Here is a 17,302-nt window from a genome sequence, read left to right as displayed (position 1 = left end):
GTCTCTACCACTGCGCCGTTCCGCCGTCCACGCTGATCAGCGTGCCCGTGATGCCCGCGCCGGCGTCGCTCGCTAGGAGCGAGGCGACCGCGGCCACCTGCTCCACGGTGGTGATCTGCTTGGTGGCGGCGTGCTCGGCGAAGCGGCCCAGCCATTCCTCGTACGAGATGCCCTCGGCCTCGGCAGCGGCCGGACCGGCGGCCCGCATCAGGTCGGTGTCGACGGCGCCGGGGCAGATGGCGTTGCAGGTGATGCCCTGGGTGCCGTACTCGAAGGCGGTCGCCTTGGTCAGGCCGTGGATGGCGTGCTTGTTGGTGATGTAGTGGCTGATCGCGGGCTTGTTGGCCTGCTTGCCCTCGACGGAGGAGATGTTGATGACGCGTCCCCAGCCGCCCGCCAGCATCTTCGGGAGCGCGCGGCGGGTGCCGTAGAAGTAGGCGTTGAGGTTCAGGTTGAGGGCGTCGTGCCAGGCCTCGTCGCTGAGCTCGTGGACGGGGGCGAAGCCCGAGGTGCCGCCGACGTTGTTGACCCAGATGTCGAGCCGGCCGAAGCGCTCGGCGGCGAAGTCCGCGAGGGCCTCGATCTCCGCCTGGCTGTTGGCGTCACAGGGGTGGAAGACCGCCCTGTCCCCGGCGTCCAGCTCCTCCAGGGCCTGCTTGCCCTTGAGCTCGCTGCGGCCGCTGATGACGACCGTTGCCCCCTGGGCCAGGAAGGCCTCGGCGATGGCGCGGCCGATACTGCGTGTGCTGCCCGTGATCACCGCGACACGTCCGTCGAGGCTGCCCGTAGCCACCATGTTGTTCTCCTGCGAGGGTTGTCGGTACGTCACTTGGCGGCTCTGTCGGCCAGGTGTCCGTGAACGGTGCGGTGGAAGTGCTGGAGGCCGGGCTCGTTGCGTCCGAAGACGAAGTCGGTCCCGTTCAGGGCGGCGAGCCCCTGCTGCACTCCGTAGGTGGTCGCGTAGTCCTCGTCGCGGACCACCTCGTAGAACCATTCGCCGAACTTGTCGGCGGCGTGCCGCTCCTCCTCGGTCACCGCGGGGTCGCGCAGCAGGATGATCTGCTGGGTCACCGACTCGGTGGCCGTCCGGGGGAGCACCAGGGACACGGCGATCTTGTGACGCCAGCCGCCCGCGATCGCCAGACCGGGGTAGAGCCAGTAGATGGCTCCGACGCAGTCCCCGGGATCGCGCATGTCCGCGGGCAGCTCGGCCGCCTGCGCGATGGGACGCAGGGCCGGTGCGATGCGCTGGTGGGCGCCCCAGGTGTCGTGCGCCATCATGTTCGAGAGGTTGGTCTCGAACACCGTCTTCGGGTGCAGCGAGGCGAAGTGGTACGTCTCCAGGTATCCGTCGAGCGTGACCTTCCAGTTGGGACTGGTCAGCTCCTTGGTCGAGTAGTGGTGGCACTCCGCGAGGCGCAGCCCCTCCAGCAGCGGCTGCAGATCACCGAGCCAGGCGTCGAGGTCGGGCTCGGCCGCCGGGTCCAGGGAGACGAAGACGATCCCGGCGCGCTCCCCGGCCGGGAGCCGTACGAGACCGCGCCCGGCGCGGGGCACCTCGCCGAAGGTCTTCTCGGCGTACACGCCCCGCAGTTCACCGGCCAGGTCGTAGGACCAGGAGTGATAGGGGCAGGTCAGCCGCTTGGAGACCCCGCAACCCGGCTCGATCAGCTTGGCCCCGCGGTGCCGGCAGGCGTTGATCATCGCGTGTACGGTGCCCTGCCGGTCCCGGGTGATCAGCACCGGCACACCGAGCACGTCGACTGCCTTGTAGGTGTTCGGTCCGGGGAGTTCGGCGGACATGGCGAGCGGCAGCGGGACGCTCCGGTGAACGGCGTCCATCTCCCGCTGCCAGCGGTCGGCGTCGAGGTAGTTGGCGACGGGCTCCGTCCACTGGCCGTCCGCCTCGTGCGTCGTGTTGTTGCGGTAGTGCTCCAGCACGCGCTCGACGAGTTCGGCGGCTTCCTGCCGCATCGCCACGGCGGCGGCATCGGTGGACCGGTCCTGGCTGATCCACGAGGAGTACTCGGGCGCCGGGGGCGGCCGGCGATCGGCGCCTGCTTCCCGGATCTCCGGTGAACTGGTCTGGACCACGATGTCCTCACAATCCTCTCAGCCGCGAGCCGGCGAGGGGTTTCGGGTGCGGCGGCCGGGCTGTGAGCGATACGACAACAGGGGTTAGTGTTGTCTGTCAATAGAAAGTACGTAAGTTGCCGCCGGGATGCCCTGCAGGTCGCATCGCCTTCGTCCGGGGCAAAGGTCCACAACAGGTCCGGAACTTTCTAGGGAACGGCTCCAGTCGTCCGTGCTTGGAGGTGTGCGGAGTGGCCGACGGCATGCCCCGGGTGGTGGCGCGCATGACCGCGCCGTTCGAGGCCGGTGTTGTCGTACGCGACCTGGAGTTGATGCGGCGCTTCTACGGCGACGTGCTCGGCTGCCTCGAAGTCCACCGCTCCCGCATCCCGGCCTCCATCGGCGTCCCGGCCGGACTGGGCGGTGAACTGCTCGTCGTCTGGTTGCAGGTGCCCTCCGGCGGCCGTGTCAAGCTGATCCGCGCCCAACCGGCCCCGGCGCCCGCACCGTTGGCCGTGCCGCTGACCGCCCGTCGTGGCCTGGCGTATCTCACCTTCCGCGTCGACGACATGGACCCGGTCGTGACGGCTCTGGCGATTGCAGGTGCCCGGCCGCTGTCGGACCCCGTGGTCGTCCGGGCGCGCGGTCGCAGAATCAGCTTCTGGGCCGACCCGGAAGGCAATGTGCTCGAACTGGTCGACGAGCGCGGGGGTGATCCGGAGCCTGGTCGGCCCGAGGCATAGTAATTAGAGAATCTCTCCAGTAACGTGCCCGCTGCTGGTTACTGTAGTCCGGCACAACAAAGTCCGATTGCCGGCAACACCTCGCTCGGGGCGAAGGGGCGGACGATGGCTCAGAGGGCATCGAAGAAGTCGGCCGATCCGGCCGCGAACCACACATCCGCGCAGGTCGTCAGGGATCTGCACGAGCGCATGGTGCGCATCCGGCTGTTCGAGACCGAGGCGGGAAAGCTCATGGAGGCCGGCAAGCTGCCCGGCTTCCTGCACCTCTACGTCGGTCAGGAAGCCGTGGCCGCGGGAGTGATGGCGGCCCTGCGCGACGACGACCAGATCACCTCCACCCACCGCGGCCACGGGCACGCCGTCGCCAAGGGCGTCAGCTTCCGGCACATGTACGCCGAGTTGTACGGCCGGGTCACCGGTGCCTGCCTCGGCCGCGGCGGAAGCATGCACATCAACGACGTCTCCCTCGGCATGCTGGGCGCCAACGGCATCGTCGGCGCCGGCATCCCCATCGCCGTCGGAGCCGCCTTCGCCGCCCGCTACAAGGGCGAGGACAGCGTCGCCGTGAGCTTCTTCGGCGACGGCGCCACCAATATCGGCAGCTTCCACGAGGCCGCCAACATGGCCGCGATCCTGCGCCTGCCGGTGCTGTTCGTCTGCGAGAACAACGGCTACGCCGAGTTCACCCCGCAGTCGAAGCACATGCTGATCACCGACGTCGCCGAGCGGGCCGCGGCCTACGGCATGCCCAGCGTGATCGTCGACGGCATGGACGCGGTCGCCGTCCACCGCGCCACGGTCGAGGCCGTCGAACGCGCCCGGGCGGGCGAGGGCCCCATGTTCATCGAGGCCAAGACCTACCGCTACTACGACCACCAGGGCGTCAAGGGACTGCGCCACCCCTACCGCTCGCAGGAGGAGGTCGAGGAGTGGAAGGCCCGCGACGCGATCGACCTGCTGGAGGCGCGGGCCGTCGCCGACGGCACCGCCACCCGCGCCGAGCTGGACGACACCTGGCAGCGCACCCGCGACGAGATCGCCGAGGCCATCGCCTACGCCGAGGCAAGCCCGCTGCCCGACACCGCCGACCTGCTGCTCAACGTCTACTCGGGATGACCGCCATGACCACGATCACCGAAGCGCCGGCCCTCGCCCCGAGCGGCACGGCCCGCAAGCTCAGCTACGTCAAGGCCTTCAACGAAGGACTCGCCCAGGTCATGCGCGAGGACGAGAACGTCTTCGTCGCCGGTGAGGACGTGGCCGGATACGGCGGCGTCTTCCGCATGTTCGACAACCTGCTCGACGAGTTCGGCCCCCGCCGCATGATCGACACCCCGATCTCCGAGGCCGCACTCGTCGGCCTCGGAGTGGGCGCCGCCGCCCGGGGCCTGCGCCCCGTCGTCGACCTGATGTTCATGGACTTCATCGGCGTCTGCCTGGACCAGATCGTCAACCAGGCCGCCAAGATGAAGTACATGTTCGGCGGCGCCGTCTCGGTGCCGCTCACCATCACCACCGCCTCCGGCGCCGGCCTCGGCGCCGCCGCCCAGCACAGCCAGAGCCTGGAGGCCTGGCTCACGCACGTCCCCGGCCTGAAGGTCGTCATGCCGTGCGACGCCTACACCGCCAAGGGCCTGACCGTCTCCGCGATCCGGGACGACAACCCCGTCGTCGTGATGCTCAACAAGGTGCTCCTCGGCAGTACGAGCGAGGTGCCCGAGGAGATCTACGGCATTCCGCTGGGCCAGGCGCACACCGCGCGGCAGGGCTCCGACGTCACCGTCATCGCCCTGGGCCGTATGGTGGGCGAGGCTCTCGCGGCAGCCGACGAGCTCGCCGCCGAGGGAGTGGAGATCGAGGTGATCGACCCACGCACCGTGCAACCCCTCGACACCGAGACCATGTTCGCCTCCGTCCGGCGCACCAACCGGGTCCTCGTGGTCCACGAGGCGGTCACCTTCGGCGGACTCGGCGCGGAGATCGCCGCCCAGATCCAGGACGCGGCCTTCGACTACCTCGACGCACCGGTCCTGCGCATCGGCGCGCCCTTCTCCCCGGTGCCGTTCTCGCCGGTGCTGGAGAAGGCCTACGTACCCGACCGCGCCCGCATCGCGCAGGGCTGCCGCCGTCTCCTCGAAAGGGCGTGACCGACATGGCCGTCGAGGTTCTGCTGCCGAAGATCGGCCTGACCATGCAGGAGGGCACGATCGACGAGTGGCTCGTGCCGACCGGCGCCGCCGTCTCGGAGGGCGACGCGCTGCTCCGGCTGGCCACCGACAAGGTCGACGTGGACGTCGAGGCGGAGGCCGGGGGACTGTTCCACCCCGTTGTCGCCGCCGGGGCGACGGTTCCGGCCGGGGCGCTCATCGGCTGGCTGCTGGCCGAGGGGGAGCAGCCGCCGACGCCGACGGGGTCCGCCGGCGCGGACGCGGGGCCCGCGGCGACGTCGCCGTCCGGAGTCGCCGTAATGCCCTCGGCGCCGTCACCCAACGGCATGGCGGCAATCAACGGAACCGGCGGCAGACTCCTCGCCTCGCCGAACGCCCGCCGCGTGGCGGCCGAGGCGCACGTCGGCCTCACCGCCGTACACGGCACCGGGCCGGGCGGCCGGATCGTCTCCGAGGACGTGGAGGAGTATCTCCTCACCGCGGCGGCCGCCCCGGCCCCGGTGGAACCACGGTCGGACGATCATCAGGTCATGCCCGTGTCGCCGCTGGTCCGTAGGCTGGCGAAAGAACGGGGCATCGACCTCACCGACGTACGCGGCACGGGCCCCGGCGGCCGGATCCGCCGGGCCGACCTCGATACGGTCATCCCGGCGCCCGCACCGGTGGCCCGGAGCGTGTCGGCCGGCGCACCGCGGCCCGGGGACGTCCTCCCGCTGACCGGGATGCGCGGCACCATCGCCCGCCGGATGCACGCCAGCCTCCAGGAGATGGCCCAGCTGACGCACGGCTACGAGGTGCGGATGGACGCCGTCGTGGCCCTGCGGGACCAGCTCAAGCAGGAGTGGGCGGACGGCGACCTGCCCGTGCCCAGCCTGGGTGACTTCCTGATGAAGGCCGCCGCCCTGGCCCTGCGGGACCACCCGCTGCTCAACGCGGGGGTGTTCGAGGACGGTATCCACCTGTTCGAGGACATCCACCTGGGGTTCGCGGTCGCCGTGCCGAACGGCCTGCTCGTTCCCGTGATCCAGGACGCGGCGGACCTGTCACTGCCCGAAATGGCGCGCCGTTCCAGGGAGTTGGCGGAGAACGCCCGCGTCGGCCGGATCTCCCCGGCACAGTTGGAGGGCGCCACCTTCACCGTCACCTCACTGGGCGGGTACGGCGTCGACTTCTTCACCCCGGTGATCAACCCCGGCAACGTGGCCATCCTCGGAGTGGGCAGGCTCAGGGACGGGGTCGAGTGGATCGACGACCAGCCGAGGCGGACGCGCGTGCTCACCCTGAGCCTCACCTTCGACCACCGTGCCGTCGACGGGGCCCCGGCGGCCGAGTACCTGCGTACGGTCGGTGAACTGCTGCGCAAGCCACTTCGGTTGCTGGTCTGACGTGGTCGCCGGGCCGTGCGCCCGTCTGCCGCTCACCGTCAGGTCGGCAGGCGTGGCATCCACTGAGCGGGAGCGGCCGGTATACGGCCCGCGCTCCCTCCGCACCGTTCCACCCGCGGAGCGCTCAGCCCTCCGCCACCGGATCGGCGATCCGCTCCGCGAGGCGGCCCACCTCGCGGAGAAAGGATCGGTGTCCCAGGGAGCGGTACGCCTCGTCCCCCCGGGCCTGTGAGACCGCCGCGGTCTCCAGCAGCGCCAGCACACCCAGGCCGATCACCGCCGCCTCCGCGTCCGTGACCGGCCCGCTGGCCGTGCGGACCAGCCGCACCAGTTCCTCCAGCAGCTGCGTGCGGACCTCGTGGCGCAGCGCCTCCGCCTCCTGGCTCATGCCGGCCGAGGACACGAAGAAGACGGTTGCGGCGGAGCGGTGTTCGCCCAGCCAGGCCACCAGCGCCGTGACGTCCGGGCCGATGTCCGCGCCCGGGGCATGGGCCTCCGCGAGCGTCTCCACCTGCTCACGCAGTGCCGCGGCGAACACCCGCATGCCCTCCACCAGGACCTGGTCCTTGGAGGAGAAGTGGTAGTACACCGCCGCCGACGTCATCTCCGCCCGCGCGGCGATGTCGGCCACCGTCACCTCGTCCGGAGGCTGGGTCGCGAACAGCTCCGTGGCCGCCTCGATCACCCACTGCCTGCGCGACGGGCGGTGAGCGGCGCGGGTTCCGGATGTAGTCATGGTGTCAAGTATGCCGTGATCTCCGGGTGGCCGTACCGCGCAGACACCAGGAATTACGGTCCCGACCAGGCAGAGTTACTGGATAACATGGTCAGTACCGCCGGGCGTACAGGGACCGGGACACGGGAAGTCGGCAGGGAGCAGCATGGCCACGAAGCAGAACGGCAAGCAACCGGCCCACCGTCCCTCGCGGCGGCAGCACATCATCGCGGCCGCGGTCAGGGTGTTCGGGCGCAACGGCTTCGCCGAGACCAGCGTGCAGGACATCGCGGACGAGGCCCAGGTGGTGCCCACGGCCGTCTACTACCACTTCGCCGGCAAGGAGGAACTGCTGGAACTGTCCATGCGGCGCGTCTTCGACCAGCTGAACGCGGTCGTGGAGGCGGCCCGGCCGGAGTCCGAGCCGGGTGACGCCGAGGGCCTGGTGCGGGTCATCGACGCCGTGTGGGAGTGGGTGGAGAAGAACCCGGACGAGGCCCGCCTCTACCAGGTCCAGGTCGCCTCCGCCAACGGCAACCTCAAGGCGCTGCGAGACGAGTTCGAGCAGCGGCACATCCAGCGGGCGTACGACTATCTGCCGGACGGCACCACCCGCAACCCGCGGGCGGCCAAGTCACGGCACGCGTCGCAGGCCCTCGCCGTGCGCACACTGATCAGTACGACCATCCTCGTCACCGCGCTGCGGGCGGAGGGCGGGCCGCTGTCCGCGCTGCCGTCCCGGTCCGTGCAGGAGGCCGTCAGGGCCCTGGCGCTGCGCATCGTCGCGGCCGACCGGGGGAGCGCGGCCGCCCCGGCCTGAGACCGCCCTCGGGCATGTCCCGTCACCGGGGCGACAACGCGCGGACCTGGTTCACCGGGTCAGACCGTCAGCACCGAACAGGCGCTGATCCCGGGCGCGCCGTACACGTGGGTGAAGCCCACCCGGGGACCACCGGGCACCTGCACCCCCGGCGCGCGGCCCTGCAGCTGCCGTACGACCTCGTGGAACTGGCGCAGCCCGGAAGCGCCCACCGGCTCGCCCCCCGCCAGGCAGCCGCCGTCGGTGTTGACCGGGATCCGGCCGGTGGGGTCGGTGGCACCCGAGGCCAGCACCTCCGGCTGCTCGCCGTGCCCGCACAGCCCGGTCTCCGCCAGGTGGACCAGCTCGGAGCCGCTGTCGGTGTCCTGCAACTGCGCGACCTGGACGTCCGAGGGCCTGAGGCCCGCACCGCGGAAGACGGCCTCGGCCGCGTCCACGCTGGGGCTGCGGTGCGGTCCCGGCGGCAGCCAGGGAGCGAACACCTCGAACGAGCCGAACCGTCGGGTCCGGAAGGCCAACGAGGCCAGCTTCACGGGCCGTTCGCACAGGTCGAAGGCGCGGTCGCCGCGGGCGAGGACCAGCGCCGCCGCGCCCTGGCCCGGAGAGCAGAACATGTACTGGGTGAGCGGCGGGCTGACCTCGGCGGAGTCGAGGATCTCCGCCTCCGTCAGCTCCTTGCGCCGCCAGGCCAGGGGGTGACGGGAGCCGTTGCGGAAGGCGCGCGCCGCCACCGCCGCCAACGCCCGCTCGGGGATGCCGTGTTCGTGCAGATACCGCTGTGTCTTCAGGGCGAAGAACTGGGTCGTCAGCATCATCCCGGTCTCCGCGTACCAGTCGCCGAGCCCGTAACGGGCCGCGGAGACGTGGAACGCGCCCCGCTCGTGCTTGTCGAAGCCGACGGCGAGTCCCAGTGAGGCCTCGCCCGCCCGCAGCGCGTTGGCGACGGCCAGCACCGTCGAGGCACCGGTCGCGCAGCCGTTCTGCACATTGACGAACGGCACGCCGGTCAGCCCCAGACGACCCACCAGGGTGTCGGGCTTGCCGGACACGTCGGAGCCGCCGGCCGCATAACCGATGTCCGCCCAGGTGACGCCGGCGTCGGCCAGTGCCTCCCGTACGGCCCGTTCGGCCATGTCCATGCCGCTGACGGATTCGTCCCGGCCGAAGGGATGCATGCCGCATCCGACCACGTAGACCTCTGCGGAGCGGCTCATCCCTCGTCCTCGGCGTCGCAGCCGAAGGCGTAGGTCAGAACCTGGGTCCCGTCCTCGTCGAGATACGCCGGAATCGTGGTCAGCCGGACCGGCAGCCCGATCCTGATCCGCCGGCGGGCTATGTCGAGGCGCGCCTCGACCAGGACCTCCCCGAGGTCCACATAGCCGAGGGCGTACGGCCGGTGGCCCTCGGCCGGCGGCCGGTACGGCTCTCTGGGCGGGAACGCCTGGACCGTCCACGACCAGATCTCGCCGCTGTCCGGCAGTACGTGCGCGGCCATCGCCCCGTCCGAGCACCTGGGGCAGGAGTCCTGCCGGGGGAACACGACGGTGCGGCACCCGGTGCAGCGCGCCCCCACGAGGCGTGGCGGGTCCGCGCCGTCGAAAAGGCTCTCGTCGATGAGTCTGGTGGTCATGCCGCGCGCCTTCCTCCCTGCGACTTTTCCTGCGGTCACCGGTCGTTGTCTTCCGGCCGTCACCAGCCCAACAGCCCGGCGAGTCGTTCCCGGTGGTGTGCCGCGCCGCCCAGCAGCACGGCGTCGGACTGTGCTCGCCGGAAGTACAGGTGGGCGTCGTGCTCCCAGGTGAAGCCCATCCCGCCGTGCAGCTGGACGCACTCGGCGGCGACGAAGGTGAACGCCTCGCCGCACCAGGACTGGGCGACCGCCGCGGCCTCCGCGAGCGACTCGGGCGAACCGGCCGCCCGGACCGCCCTGACCACCGCTGACCGCGCGGACTCGACCTGGAGCAGCAGGTCCGCGCAGGTGTGCTTGACCGCCTGGAAGCTGCCGATCGCCCGGCCGAACTGCGTACGGTCCCGCACATGCGCCACCGTCATGTCCAGGGCCGCCTGCGCCCCGCCCAGTTGCTCGGCGGCCAGCGCCACGTAGGCCACGTCCAGGGCGCGGGTGACGACCTCCGTCCCCTCGCCCCCTGCGGTCAGCGCACGCGCCGGGGCTCCGCTGAAGGTGACCACGGCCTGACCCCGGCTCAGGTCGAGTGTGGGCACCCGGCGGACCGTCACGCCCGGCCCGCGCGGGTCGGCGAGGAAGAGGTCCACGCCGTCGGGGCCGGTGGCCGCGACCACCAGGGACTCGGCGTCGGCACCGTCGAGCACGAAAGGTGCGGTGCCGTCCAGGATCGGAGCGCTGCCCTGCCAGCTGACCGCGACCGGCACGGCCTCCGGGCGCCACACGCCGTCGGGCGCGGCCACGGCCAGTGCGTGCACGGTGCCTTCGGCCAGCTCCGCCAGCGGCGCCTCGGCCGTACCGCAGCCGGCCAGCACCTGCCCGGCCAACACGGTGGAGGACAGCAGCGGCACCGGGGCCAGCGTCCTGCCCAGTTCCTCGCAGACGACGGCGATCTCCGCCAGGCCACCGACGCCTCCCACCGCCTCCGGCAGCCCGAGGGCCGCGAGGCCCACCTGCCGGCCGAGTGTGTCCCAGAGGCCGGCGTCGATGCCGGGGGCGATCTCGTCGAGCCCGCGCACCGCCGCGATGCCGCCCGCGTCCGCGCACACGGACCGTACGGTCTCGCGCAGATCCTCGAGTTCGGCCTCCGAGGTGTCCGAGGCGTCCGAGGTCTCGTTCGTTCCGGCGGGGCCGGTCACGGTGATCGTCATGCCGGTGTCCCGTTCTCGTCGCGTCCGGTTTCTCGCTCTCTCCCGCGCAGCGCGCTGTGCGCTGCCGCCATCCGGGCGACCGGCACGCGGTGCGCGGAGCAGGAGACGTAGTCCACTCCGAGGTCGTCGCAGAACGCGATCGACTCGGGGTCCCCGCCGTGCTCACCGCACACGCCGAGCTTGATGTCCGGCCGCACACTCCTGGCTCGCTCCACGGCCAGGGCGATCAGCGCGCCGACGCCGTGCGGATCGAGCCGGGCGAACGGGCTCGCGGTGAGGAACCCGCGCTCCTGGTAGGAGGCGAGCACCTGACGTTCCACGTCGTCCCGGGAGAACCCGTAGGTGAGCTGGGTGAGGTCGTTGGTGCCGAAGGAGAAGAACTCGGCGTGTTCGGCGAGTTCGGCGGCCAGCAGAGCGGCACGCGGTGTCTCGATCATCGTGCCGAGCCGGTACGGCACCTGGACCCCGGTGCGGGCGGCCACCGTCTCGGCGGCACCGCGCACGAAGGCGGCGGCGGCCTGAAGTTCCTCCGGCAGGCTGACCAGCGGGATCATCACCTCCAGCCGGGGGCGGACGCCGGTGGCCGCGACCTCGACCCAGGCGGAGAAGAGGGCTTCCGCCTGCGCCGGGTACAGCCGTTCGTGCAGCAGCGCCAGGCGTACGCCGCGCAGCCCGAGCATGGGGTTGGCCTCGCGCAGCGACGCCGCCCGCTGCTCCGCCGCCGTGTCCCCGGCCTCGCCGGGAGCGGGCAGGAACTCGTGCAGGGGGGCGTCCAGCAGGCGCACGGTCACCGGGCGGTCCCCGACCGCGGCCAGCAGCGCCTTGAAGTCCTCGTGCTGCGCGTGCTCCAGGGCGAGCAGAGCCTCATCGCGCGCCGCCGGGTCCGCGGCCAGGATGACGCTGCGGATCAGCGGCAGCCGCTCGCCGAGGAACTGGTGCTCCGTACGGCACAGGCCCACACCTTCCGCGCCCAGGGCGACGGCGGTGTTCACCTCCGCAGCGGTGTCGGCGTTGACCCGCACCCCGAGCCGCCGCGAGTCGTCCGCCCACTCCAGCAGCGTGGACAGCTCCGGCGGCGGTCCGGCGACGCTGACGCTCAGCGTTCCGGCGTACACCGCGCCGGTACGGCCGTCGAGCGACACCGAGTCGCCCTCGCGCAGCACTCGCTCCCCGATCCGTACCGTGCCGGCCGCCCGGTCCACCCGCAGCCCCTCGACACCGCACACCGCGGGCTTGCCGGCACCCCGTGCCACCACGGCCGCGTGCGAGGCGATGCCGCCACTGCCGGTCAGCACCGCGGTGGCGGCCAGCATCCCGGGGACATCGGCGGGCGTGGTCTCGTGCATCACCAGGACGGCGTGCGCGCCTTCGGCGGCCAGTTCGAGGGCGCGTTCGCTGGACAGGGCGACCGTGCCGGTAGCGGCCCCCGGGGACGCGGGCAGCCCCCGTGCCAGAAGTTCCTCTTCGCCCGTCAACTTCAGCTGGGGATGCAGGAGTTCCTGTACCTGGGCGGGGCCGATCCGGCGTACCGCCGCGTGCTTGTCGAGGGCGCCGTCACGGACCAGGTCGACCGCCAGACACACCGAGGCACGCAGCGGCGGACGGCTCTGCGCCGAGGCGGCGAGCAGCGAGACCTCGCCGTCGCGTACCTCGAAGTCGGCGGACACCGGTGCGTGCAGATGACGTTCGAGGGTGAGCAGGGCGTGTTCCAGGAGCGCCGTGCCCTCCGCGAGCTTCTCCAGCGGTTCGCCGGTGTGCGGGGGCGGCGCGCTGCGGCGTACGCCCCGGAAGAACGAGCCCTGCGGCGAGAAGCGGCCGGTCTCGGGGTGCCGGCTGACCGCCGTGCCGTAGCCGGAGCGGTCGGCGGGACCGATGCGCAGCGCCTGGACGTGCAGGGCGATGCCCAGGTCGGCGGGGAGCTTCTGGGACTTGCGTGCTCTTCGGGCCCGCGGCGAGTCCCAGCGGGCGAGGAGTGCCCGGGCGGCCAGCGCGAGCTGTTCGGCCGGGTCGTCCGGGAAGGGCCGCCCGGTGTGTTGAGCGGTCAGGGAAAGCAGCGCCTCGACACGGGCGCGTGGCTCGGGGTTGTCGAGGAGGGCGTCGTCCAGCAGCGCGGCCGGTACGTCGAGGGCGTACTCGGCGATCATCCGCACCGTGGCCGCCCACACCTCGTCCAGGGCGTCCGCGCGACCGATGACGGTGCACAGGTCCCCGGCGCTGTCGGGGGTGACTCCGAGACAGGCGAGATCGGGCGGCAGCCCCGCGATGTCCTTCGGCGCGCTCGCCGACAGCCGCAGCAGCAGCGGTCTGGCGGAGTCGCCGATGCGGCGCCCGGACAACTGCTCGACGAGTTCGACGGCGGCACGGGCGGTGCCCTGCTCGCCCAGCGACACCGCGGCGCCCGCGGGCACCGTCAGTCCCGGCACCACTGTCAGTCCGAGGGCCACCAGCCGGTCCATCGCGACGCCGTGTGTGCCCAGCGCGTCCGCGTCCAGTCCACGGGTCCGCCCCTGGCCGTACGGCACCAGGGCGAGGCCGGGGGCCTGTCGGCGCGCGTCGACGCCCGGAAGGCGGTCGGTGATGCTCACCCCTGGCTCCCTCGGACGAGCTGCTCCTCGCGGGCCTCGTCCTCGGCGCGGCTGATGCCCAGGACCAGCAGGAGTTCCTGGTGCAGCCGCATCCACACGGTGTGGTACGAGTCGCACAGAGGGGAGGCCAGCCACTGCTGTTCGCCGTCGTCGAACCGGTCCAGGGCCTCCTCCAGGCCGGTGAGGTACCGGCCGCTGTCCGCGAGCAGCCGCTCCAGCCTGCGCAGCACCGGCTGGATGGCCTCGTGCACGTCCTCCAGCATCTCGCGCACCTCGGCGTCGTAGACGCTGTCGCCGTGGTCGTTGACACTGCCGTCGGGGCGGCACTGCCAGGCCGTGCAGACCTCGCGGATCTTCCTGTTGACCGGCAGGAAGGCCTCGTAGACCGCGGTGATCTGCGCCTCCTGCCCGGAGCCTGCCGGGATGCGCAGCATCTGTGCGGCGGCCTGCTTGGCGGACTCGGTGGGCAGCACCATCGGGCCCTTCACCATGGCGAGCCCGGCGTCGACCAGCGGACGGTGCACGGACTCCTGGGTACCGCGCCACATGCCGCGCAGGACGAGGTCGATGACGGCGTCGGCGAGGGACGGATCGATGGTGTCTGTCCGCTCCACGGCAGCAGAATGCATCTCCACACCTTTGTTCCTGTGGGGGCGCGGACTCAGGCCGCGCGGCGACGGATGCCGGGTCGCAGGGAACTGCGATCTGTGTTGCCCGGAGGTTACGCTCCAGCGACCCTGTTAGTGAAGAGGAACTCAAGAAACACTTTGCGGCTCCTGGTCTGCCGACGGCCTCGCCGACGCCGTGCCGCGGGACCGGGCGGCCAGGAAGGACTCCATCGCGGCCCGGGCCTCCGCGCCGCCCGCCAGGACGGCTATGGAGCGTGCCTCCTCGGCGAGTTGCTCCTCCAGCGGCACTTCGGCCCCGGCCCGCAGCAGCGCCTTCGCGGCCCGCAGCGCGGCCCCTGATCCCGCGGCCAGCGCGGCGGCCGTCCGGTGGGCCGTGTCGTCCAGTTCGGCGTCCTCCACGACCCGGGACACCAGGCCCCATCGCTCGGCGTCGTCGCCGGTCAGCACCCGGTTGGTGAGGACCAGATCCGCGGCCCGGCGTGGACCCAGTAGGCGTTGCAGCACCCAGGAGGCGCCGCAGTCCGGGGTCAGCCCGATCGCCGTGTAGGCCAGCCGGAAGCGTGCCGACCGGGCCGCCACCACGATGTCGCCCGTCAACGCGAGCCCGATCCCGCCGCCCGCCGCGGCGCCGCGCACAGCGGTCACCACCGGCACGGGCAGCTCGTGCAGAGTCTGCACGGCGGCATGGGCGGCGGTCGCGACCGCGTGCACGTAGGAGGCGGTTTCCGTGCCCCGGCCCGCGAAGGCGCGCAGGTCACCGCCCACGCAGAAGTTCCCGCCCGCCGCCCGCAGGAGCACCGCGCGGCCGGGATCCTGGGCGAGGTCGGCGGTCGCGTCCCGCAATGCCTCGGCGGTCGCGAGGTCCAGCGCGTTCCCACGTCGTGGATCGTCCAGCAGCAGTTCGACGATCCCATCGGAGTGGCGGACGATCCGGACCGGTTGGGTGCTCATCGGAGGTCTTCTCCCGTCGTTACTGGGCCCGCCCTAAAGTTTCGGTGACCGTCGGCCCGTCACCGGTCCCGAAAGAGGGCGCGCAGAAGTGCATCGCTGTCACCCTCTCGGGAAAGATACTTGACCCGTTGTACAGTTTCTACGATGCGACGGGCACCGGCGCCCGTACGCCCTGTACGCCCGTCCGCGGGAGGACCCATGCCGATCCAGTTCGATGTCGCTCCGTCCGTGGCCCGGCTCGCCGAAGCCACCGCCGAGTTCGTCCGCGAGGTGGTGATCCCGGCCGAGCGCGAGTGCGGCGGATCCGTCCACGACGCCCCGCACGCGCTGCGGGAGGCCCTGCAGAAGAGCGCCCGTGCGGCCGGCGTCTTCGCGCCGCACCTCCCCGAGCGGTGGGGCGGACACGGCCTGGACCTGCGGGGGCAGGCCGTGGTGTTCGAAGCCGCCGGGTACTCGGTGCTCGGCCCGCTGGCGCTGAACTGCGCGGCGCCGGACGAGGGCAACATGCACCTGTTGGAGAAGGTGGCCACCGAGGAGCAGCAGGAGCGCTACCTGCGGCCGCTGGCCGCCGGTGAGTACCGTTCATGCTTCGCGATGACCGAACCGGCACCGGGCGCGGGCGCCGATCCCCGGTCGCTGCGGACCACGGCGGTGCGGGTGCCGGGCGGCTGGCGCATCGACGGGCACAAGTGGTTCATCACCGGGGCCGGCGGTGCCGACTTCACCATCGTGATGGCCCGCACCGACGGCAGTCCCGGCGGCCCGGGCGGCGCGACCATGTTCCTCGTCGACGCCGGCACCCCCGGTGTGCGCGTCGTCAGGAACATCGACACCCTGGACGAGAGTTTCTTCGCCGGGCACGGCGAGATCGTGTTCGAGGACTGCGTGGTGGCCGAGGAACAGGTGCTCGGCCAGGTGGACCGGGGTTTCGAGAACGCCCAGGTCCGCCTGGGTCCGGCCCGGCTGACGCACTGCATGCGCTGGCTCGGGTCCGCACGCCGCGCCCAGGACGTGGCACTGCGGTACGCGGGGAGCCGTGAGGCCTTCGGCTCGGTGCTGGGGGACCTCGGCATGGTGCAGCAGATGCTCGCCGACTCCGAGATCGACATCGAGGCGAGTCGCGCGCTGATCTGGCGTACGGCATGGGAGTTGGACACCGGCTCCAAGGCCGCCGCGCAGTTCTCCTCGGTGTCCAAGGTCTTCGTGGCGGAGGCGGTGGGGCGGGTCGTCGACCGGGCGGTGCAGATCTGCGGGGCGCTCGGCATCTCGGCCTCGGACGCCCCGCTGGCGCGTCTGATCCGGGAGGTACGGCCGTTCCGGATCTACGACGGCCCGTCCGAGACCCACCGGTTCGCCATCGCCCGCCGGGCGGTGAAGCCGTACCGGAAGCCTCGCGCGGCTGGACCCGTCGGTTCCTGACGGGTCGTCGCCCGCGCTGTGGTTTCTTTTTATTGACTACAGTCTGACCGGGATGTTGCCACCCGGGCCACGTGCGGCGCTACCACGGCGTCCGTCTCGACCACGCGCGGGCAGGCTCGCGGTTAAAGGAGGTGAGAGGGCTGCTCGCTCGCAGTTAGGCTGCCCGCGGAGGTCGCCCGTGGGGATGTCGATGCTGTACGAGGTTCTGGAACCGTTGCCGGACGCGGAGAGCGCTCTGCGTCGTGCACGCGAACTCCTGAGCGAGTTCGCCGAGTGGGTGGACGACCCGGGACTTCCCGTGACCGGCCCGGTCATCACGGCGGAGCAGTACGCTCACGCGAGCCGGTTCTTCCGGGAGGGCTGGTTCATGACTCATGACGGTCATCGGTTTCCGGAGACCGGCCTGGAGGATTTCTGGACGCGGCTGCACGCACTGGGCGGGCCCCGTGGCGAGAGTCCGTACGAGGTCCAGGTGGAGCTGACACCCGAACTGGCGGCGCTGTGGCCGCTTCCGGCGGAGATATGTCTGCAACCCCTGCGGGATGCCTGGCCGCCCCTCGTGGTCTCCGACCTGGAAACCTGCAGGGAAGCCGACATCGACGCCCTGGTCGCGGACGTCGGCCCCCTGTCCTTCGACGTGCACTGGGACGCCGCGCTGCGCGGACTGCCCTCCAGTAAGCTGTGCGGTGTCCAGCTGTGCCTCAACAGCGTCTGGACCTCTCAGTGCCCCGAACCCGAACAGGGCACGCACGGCGTCTACCTCTCCATCGGGACCAGGAACCAGGACGTGCAGGAAGAGTGGCTCGCGGGCACCGGCCTCGCACTCGGCGAGGCACTGCTGGGCTGGTAGCCGGGTTCCTCATCTTGTCGTTCGGGGTTCAGGTTCCGGTGCTGTAGCGGGTGAGCATGAGGGCGACGGCTTCGTCGACGATCGCGGCGTCGGTGGGGTTGGGCGGGACGAAGTCGGTCCGTACGAGCT

General features: G+C 71.6%; 16 protein-coding genes. 7 read left to right on the top strand and 9 right to left on the bottom strand.

What is annotated here, in order from left to right; translation table 11 throughout:
* Positions 1-4: 4 nt before the first annotated feature.
* Together AB0D34_RS21190 and AB0D34_RS21185 are read right to left on the bottom strand one after the other, a co-directional pair.
* On the bottom strand, positions 5-796 hold the full coding sequence (locus AB0D34_RS21190) for an SDR family NAD(P)-dependent oxidoreductase (RefSeq protein WP_362663555.1): 792 nt from the start codon (positions 794-796) through the stop codon (positions 5-7).
* A gap of 29 nt (positions 797-825) precedes the next feature.
* A complete protein-coding gene (locus tag AB0D34_RS21185; protein ID WP_362663553.1) occupies positions 826-2,094 on the bottom strand; it encodes an aromatic ring-hydroxylating dioxygenase subunit alpha in 1,269 nt (422 codons plus the stop codon).
* Positions 2,095-2,324: 230 nt separating this feature from the next.
* Here AB0D34_RS21185 and AB0D34_RS21180 point away from each other — a divergent pair, with 230 nt between their 5' ends.
* From AB0D34_RS21180 to AB0D34_RS21165, 4 genes are all read left to right on the top strand, one after another.
* Entirely contained in the window at positions 2,325-2,816 is a 492-nt protein-coding gene (locus tag AB0D34_RS21180) for a VOC family protein (RefSeq protein WP_362663551.1), read from the top strand.
* Positions 2,817-2,921: 105 nt separating this feature from the next.
* On the top strand, positions 2,922-3,932 hold the full coding sequence (locus AB0D34_RS21175) for a thiamine pyrophosphate-dependent dehydrogenase E1 component subunit alpha (protein ID WP_362663549.1): 1,011 nt from the start codon (positions 2,922-2,924) through the stop codon (positions 3,930-3,932).
* A 5-nt stretch (positions 3,933-3,937) separates the two neighbouring features.
* Positions 3,938-4,963, top strand: coding sequence for an alpha-ketoacid dehydrogenase subunit beta (locus AB0D34_RS21170; protein ID WP_362663547.1), 1,026 nt, complete (start codon positions 3,938-3,940; stop codon positions 4,961-4,963).
* A gap of 5 nt (positions 4,964-4,968) precedes the next feature.
* The gene (locus tag AB0D34_RS21165; protein WP_362663545.1) at positions 4,969-6,369 is read left to right on the top strand and encodes a 2-oxo acid dehydrogenase subunit E2; all 1,401 of its coding nucleotides are present in this window, start codon (positions 4,969-4,971) and stop codon (positions 6,367-6,369) included.
* Between the two features lie 124 nt (positions 6,370-6,493).
* On the opposite strand, the gene AB0D34_RS21160 is transcribed toward AB0D34_RS21165, so the two are convergent.
* Positions 6,494-7,105 (bottom strand): helix-turn-helix domain-containing protein, encoded by a 612-nt coding sequence (locus AB0D34_RS21160; RefSeq protein ID WP_362663543.1) that lies wholly within the window; start codon positions 7,103-7,105, stop codon positions 6,494-6,496.
* A gap of 145 nt (positions 7,106-7,250) precedes the next feature.
* Between AB0D34_RS21160 and AB0D34_RS21155 the strand changes: the two genes are divergently transcribed.
* On the top strand, positions 7,251-7,904 hold the full coding sequence (locus AB0D34_RS21155) for a TetR family transcriptional regulator (protein ID WP_362663541.1): 654 nt from the start codon (positions 7,251-7,253) through the stop codon (positions 7,902-7,904).
* A 59-nt stretch (positions 7,905-7,963) separates the two neighbouring features.
* Here the strand turns inward: AB0D34_RS21155 and AB0D34_RS21150 are convergent, their stop codons facing one another.
* The 6 genes from AB0D34_RS21150 to AB0D34_RS21125 form a co-directional block, all read right to left on the bottom strand.
* Positions 7,964-9,118: a thiolase family protein gene (locus AB0D34_RS21150; RefSeq protein ID WP_362663539.1), complete on the bottom strand. Its 1,155-nt coding sequence runs from the start codon at positions 9,116-9,118 to the stop codon at positions 7,964-7,966.
* On the bottom strand, positions 9,115-9,534 hold the full coding sequence (locus tag AB0D34_RS21145; protein ID WP_362663538.1) for an OB-fold domain-containing protein: 420 nt from the start codon (positions 9,532-9,534) through the stop codon (positions 9,115-9,117). Before AB0D34_RS21145 ends, AB0D34_RS21150 begins: the two co-directional genes overlap by 4 nt.
* Positions 9,535-9,593: 59 nt before the next feature.
* Positions 9,594-10,739 carry an acyl-CoA dehydrogenase family protein gene (locus tag AB0D34_RS21140; RefSeq protein WP_362663536.1) on the bottom strand — a complete coding sequence of 382 codons (1,146 nt, stop codon included), beginning with the start codon at positions 10,737-10,739 and terminating at the stop codon, positions 9,594-9,596.
* Positions 10,736-13,324 (bottom strand): putative PEP-binding protein, encoded by a 2,589-nt coding sequence (locus AB0D34_RS21135; protein WP_362663534.1) that lies wholly within the window; start codon positions 13,322-13,324, stop codon positions 10,736-10,738. Before AB0D34_RS21135 ends, AB0D34_RS21140 begins: the two co-directional genes overlap by 4 nt.
* On the bottom strand, positions 13,321-13,953 hold the full coding sequence (locus tag AB0D34_RS21130; RefSeq protein ID WP_362663532.1) for a hypothetical protein: 633 nt from the start codon (positions 13,951-13,953) through the stop codon (positions 13,321-13,323). Before AB0D34_RS21130 ends, AB0D34_RS21135 begins: the two co-directional genes overlap by 4 nt.
* 126 nt (positions 13,954-14,079) lie before the next feature.
* Positions 14,080-14,904 (bottom strand): enoyl-CoA hydratase/isomerase family protein, encoded by an 825-nt coding sequence (locus AB0D34_RS21125; RefSeq protein WP_362663530.1) that lies wholly within the window; start codon positions 14,902-14,904, stop codon positions 14,080-14,082.
* 198 nt (positions 14,905-15,102) lie between these two features.
* Here AB0D34_RS21125 and AB0D34_RS21120 point away from each other — a divergent pair, with 198 nt between their 5' ends.
* Both AB0D34_RS21120 and AB0D34_RS21115 read left to right on the top strand, forming a co-directional pair.
* A complete protein-coding gene (locus AB0D34_RS21120; protein ID WP_362663528.1) occupies positions 15,103-16,323 on the top strand; it encodes an acyl-CoA dehydrogenase family protein in 1,221 nt (406 codons plus the stop codon).
* 178 nt (positions 16,324-16,501) lie between these two features.
* Positions 16,502-17,173, top strand: coding sequence for a hypothetical protein (locus tag AB0D34_RS21115; protein ID WP_362663526.1), 672 nt, complete (start codon positions 16,502-16,504; stop codon positions 17,171-17,173).
* Positions 17,174-17,302 lie beyond the last annotated feature (129 nt).

The organism is Streptomyces sp. NPDC048420, from assembly GCF_040651535.1.
GTDB lineage: Bacteria > Actinomycetota > Actinomycetes > Streptomycetales > Streptomycetaceae > Streptomyces.
This window is presented reverse-complemented; position numbering and strand designations above follow the sequence as displayed.

Excerpts from the sequence above, each read along its gene's own strand:
- AB0D34_RS21190 (WP_362663555.1), bottom strand. The coding sequence starts at position 796 with ATGGTGGCTACGGGCAGCCTCGACGGACGTGTCGCGGTGATCACGGGC.
- AB0D34_RS21175 (WP_362663549.1), top strand. The coding sequence starts at position 2,922 with ATGGCTCAGAGGGCATCGAAGAAGTCGGCCGATCCGGCCGCGAACCAC.
- AB0D34_RS21170 (WP_362663547.1), top strand. The coding sequence starts at position 3,938 with ATGACCACGATCACCGAAGCGCCGGCCCTCGCCCCGAGCGGCACGGCC.
- AB0D34_RS21165 (WP_362663545.1), top strand. The coding sequence starts at position 4,969 with ATGGCCGTCGAGGTTCTGCTGCCGAAGATCGGCCTGACCATGCAGGAG.
- AB0D34_RS21160 (WP_362663543.1), bottom strand. The coding sequence starts at position 7,105 with ATGACTACATCCGGAACCCGCGCCGCTCACCGCCCGTCGCGCAGGCAG.
- AB0D34_RS21155 (WP_362663541.1), top strand. The coding sequence starts at position 7,251 with ATGGCCACGAAGCAGAACGGCAAGCAACCGGCCCACCGTCCCTCGCGG.
- AB0D34_RS21150 (WP_362663539.1), bottom strand. The coding sequence starts at position 9,118 with ATGAGCCGCTCCGCAGAGGTCTACGTGGTCGGATGCGGCATGCATCCC.
- AB0D34_RS21145 (WP_362663538.1), bottom strand. The coding sequence starts at position 9,534 with ATGACCACCAGACTCATCGACGAGAGCCTTTTCGACGGCGCGGACCCG.
- AB0D34_RS21140 (WP_362663536.1), bottom strand. The coding sequence starts at position 10,739 with ATGACGATCACCGTGACCGGCCCCGCCGGAACGAACGAGACCTCGGAC.
- AB0D34_RS21130 (WP_362663532.1), bottom strand. The coding sequence starts at position 13,953 with ATGCATTCTGCTGCCGTGGAGCGGACAGACACCATCGATCCGTCCCTC.
- AB0D34_RS21125 (WP_362663530.1), bottom strand. The coding sequence starts at position 14,904 with ATGAGCACCCAACCGGTCCGGATCGTCCGCCACTCCGATGGGATCGTC.
- AB0D34_RS21120 (WP_362663528.1), top strand. The coding sequence starts at position 15,103 with ATGCCGATCCAGTTCGATGTCGCTCCGTCCGTGGCCCGGCTCGCCGAA.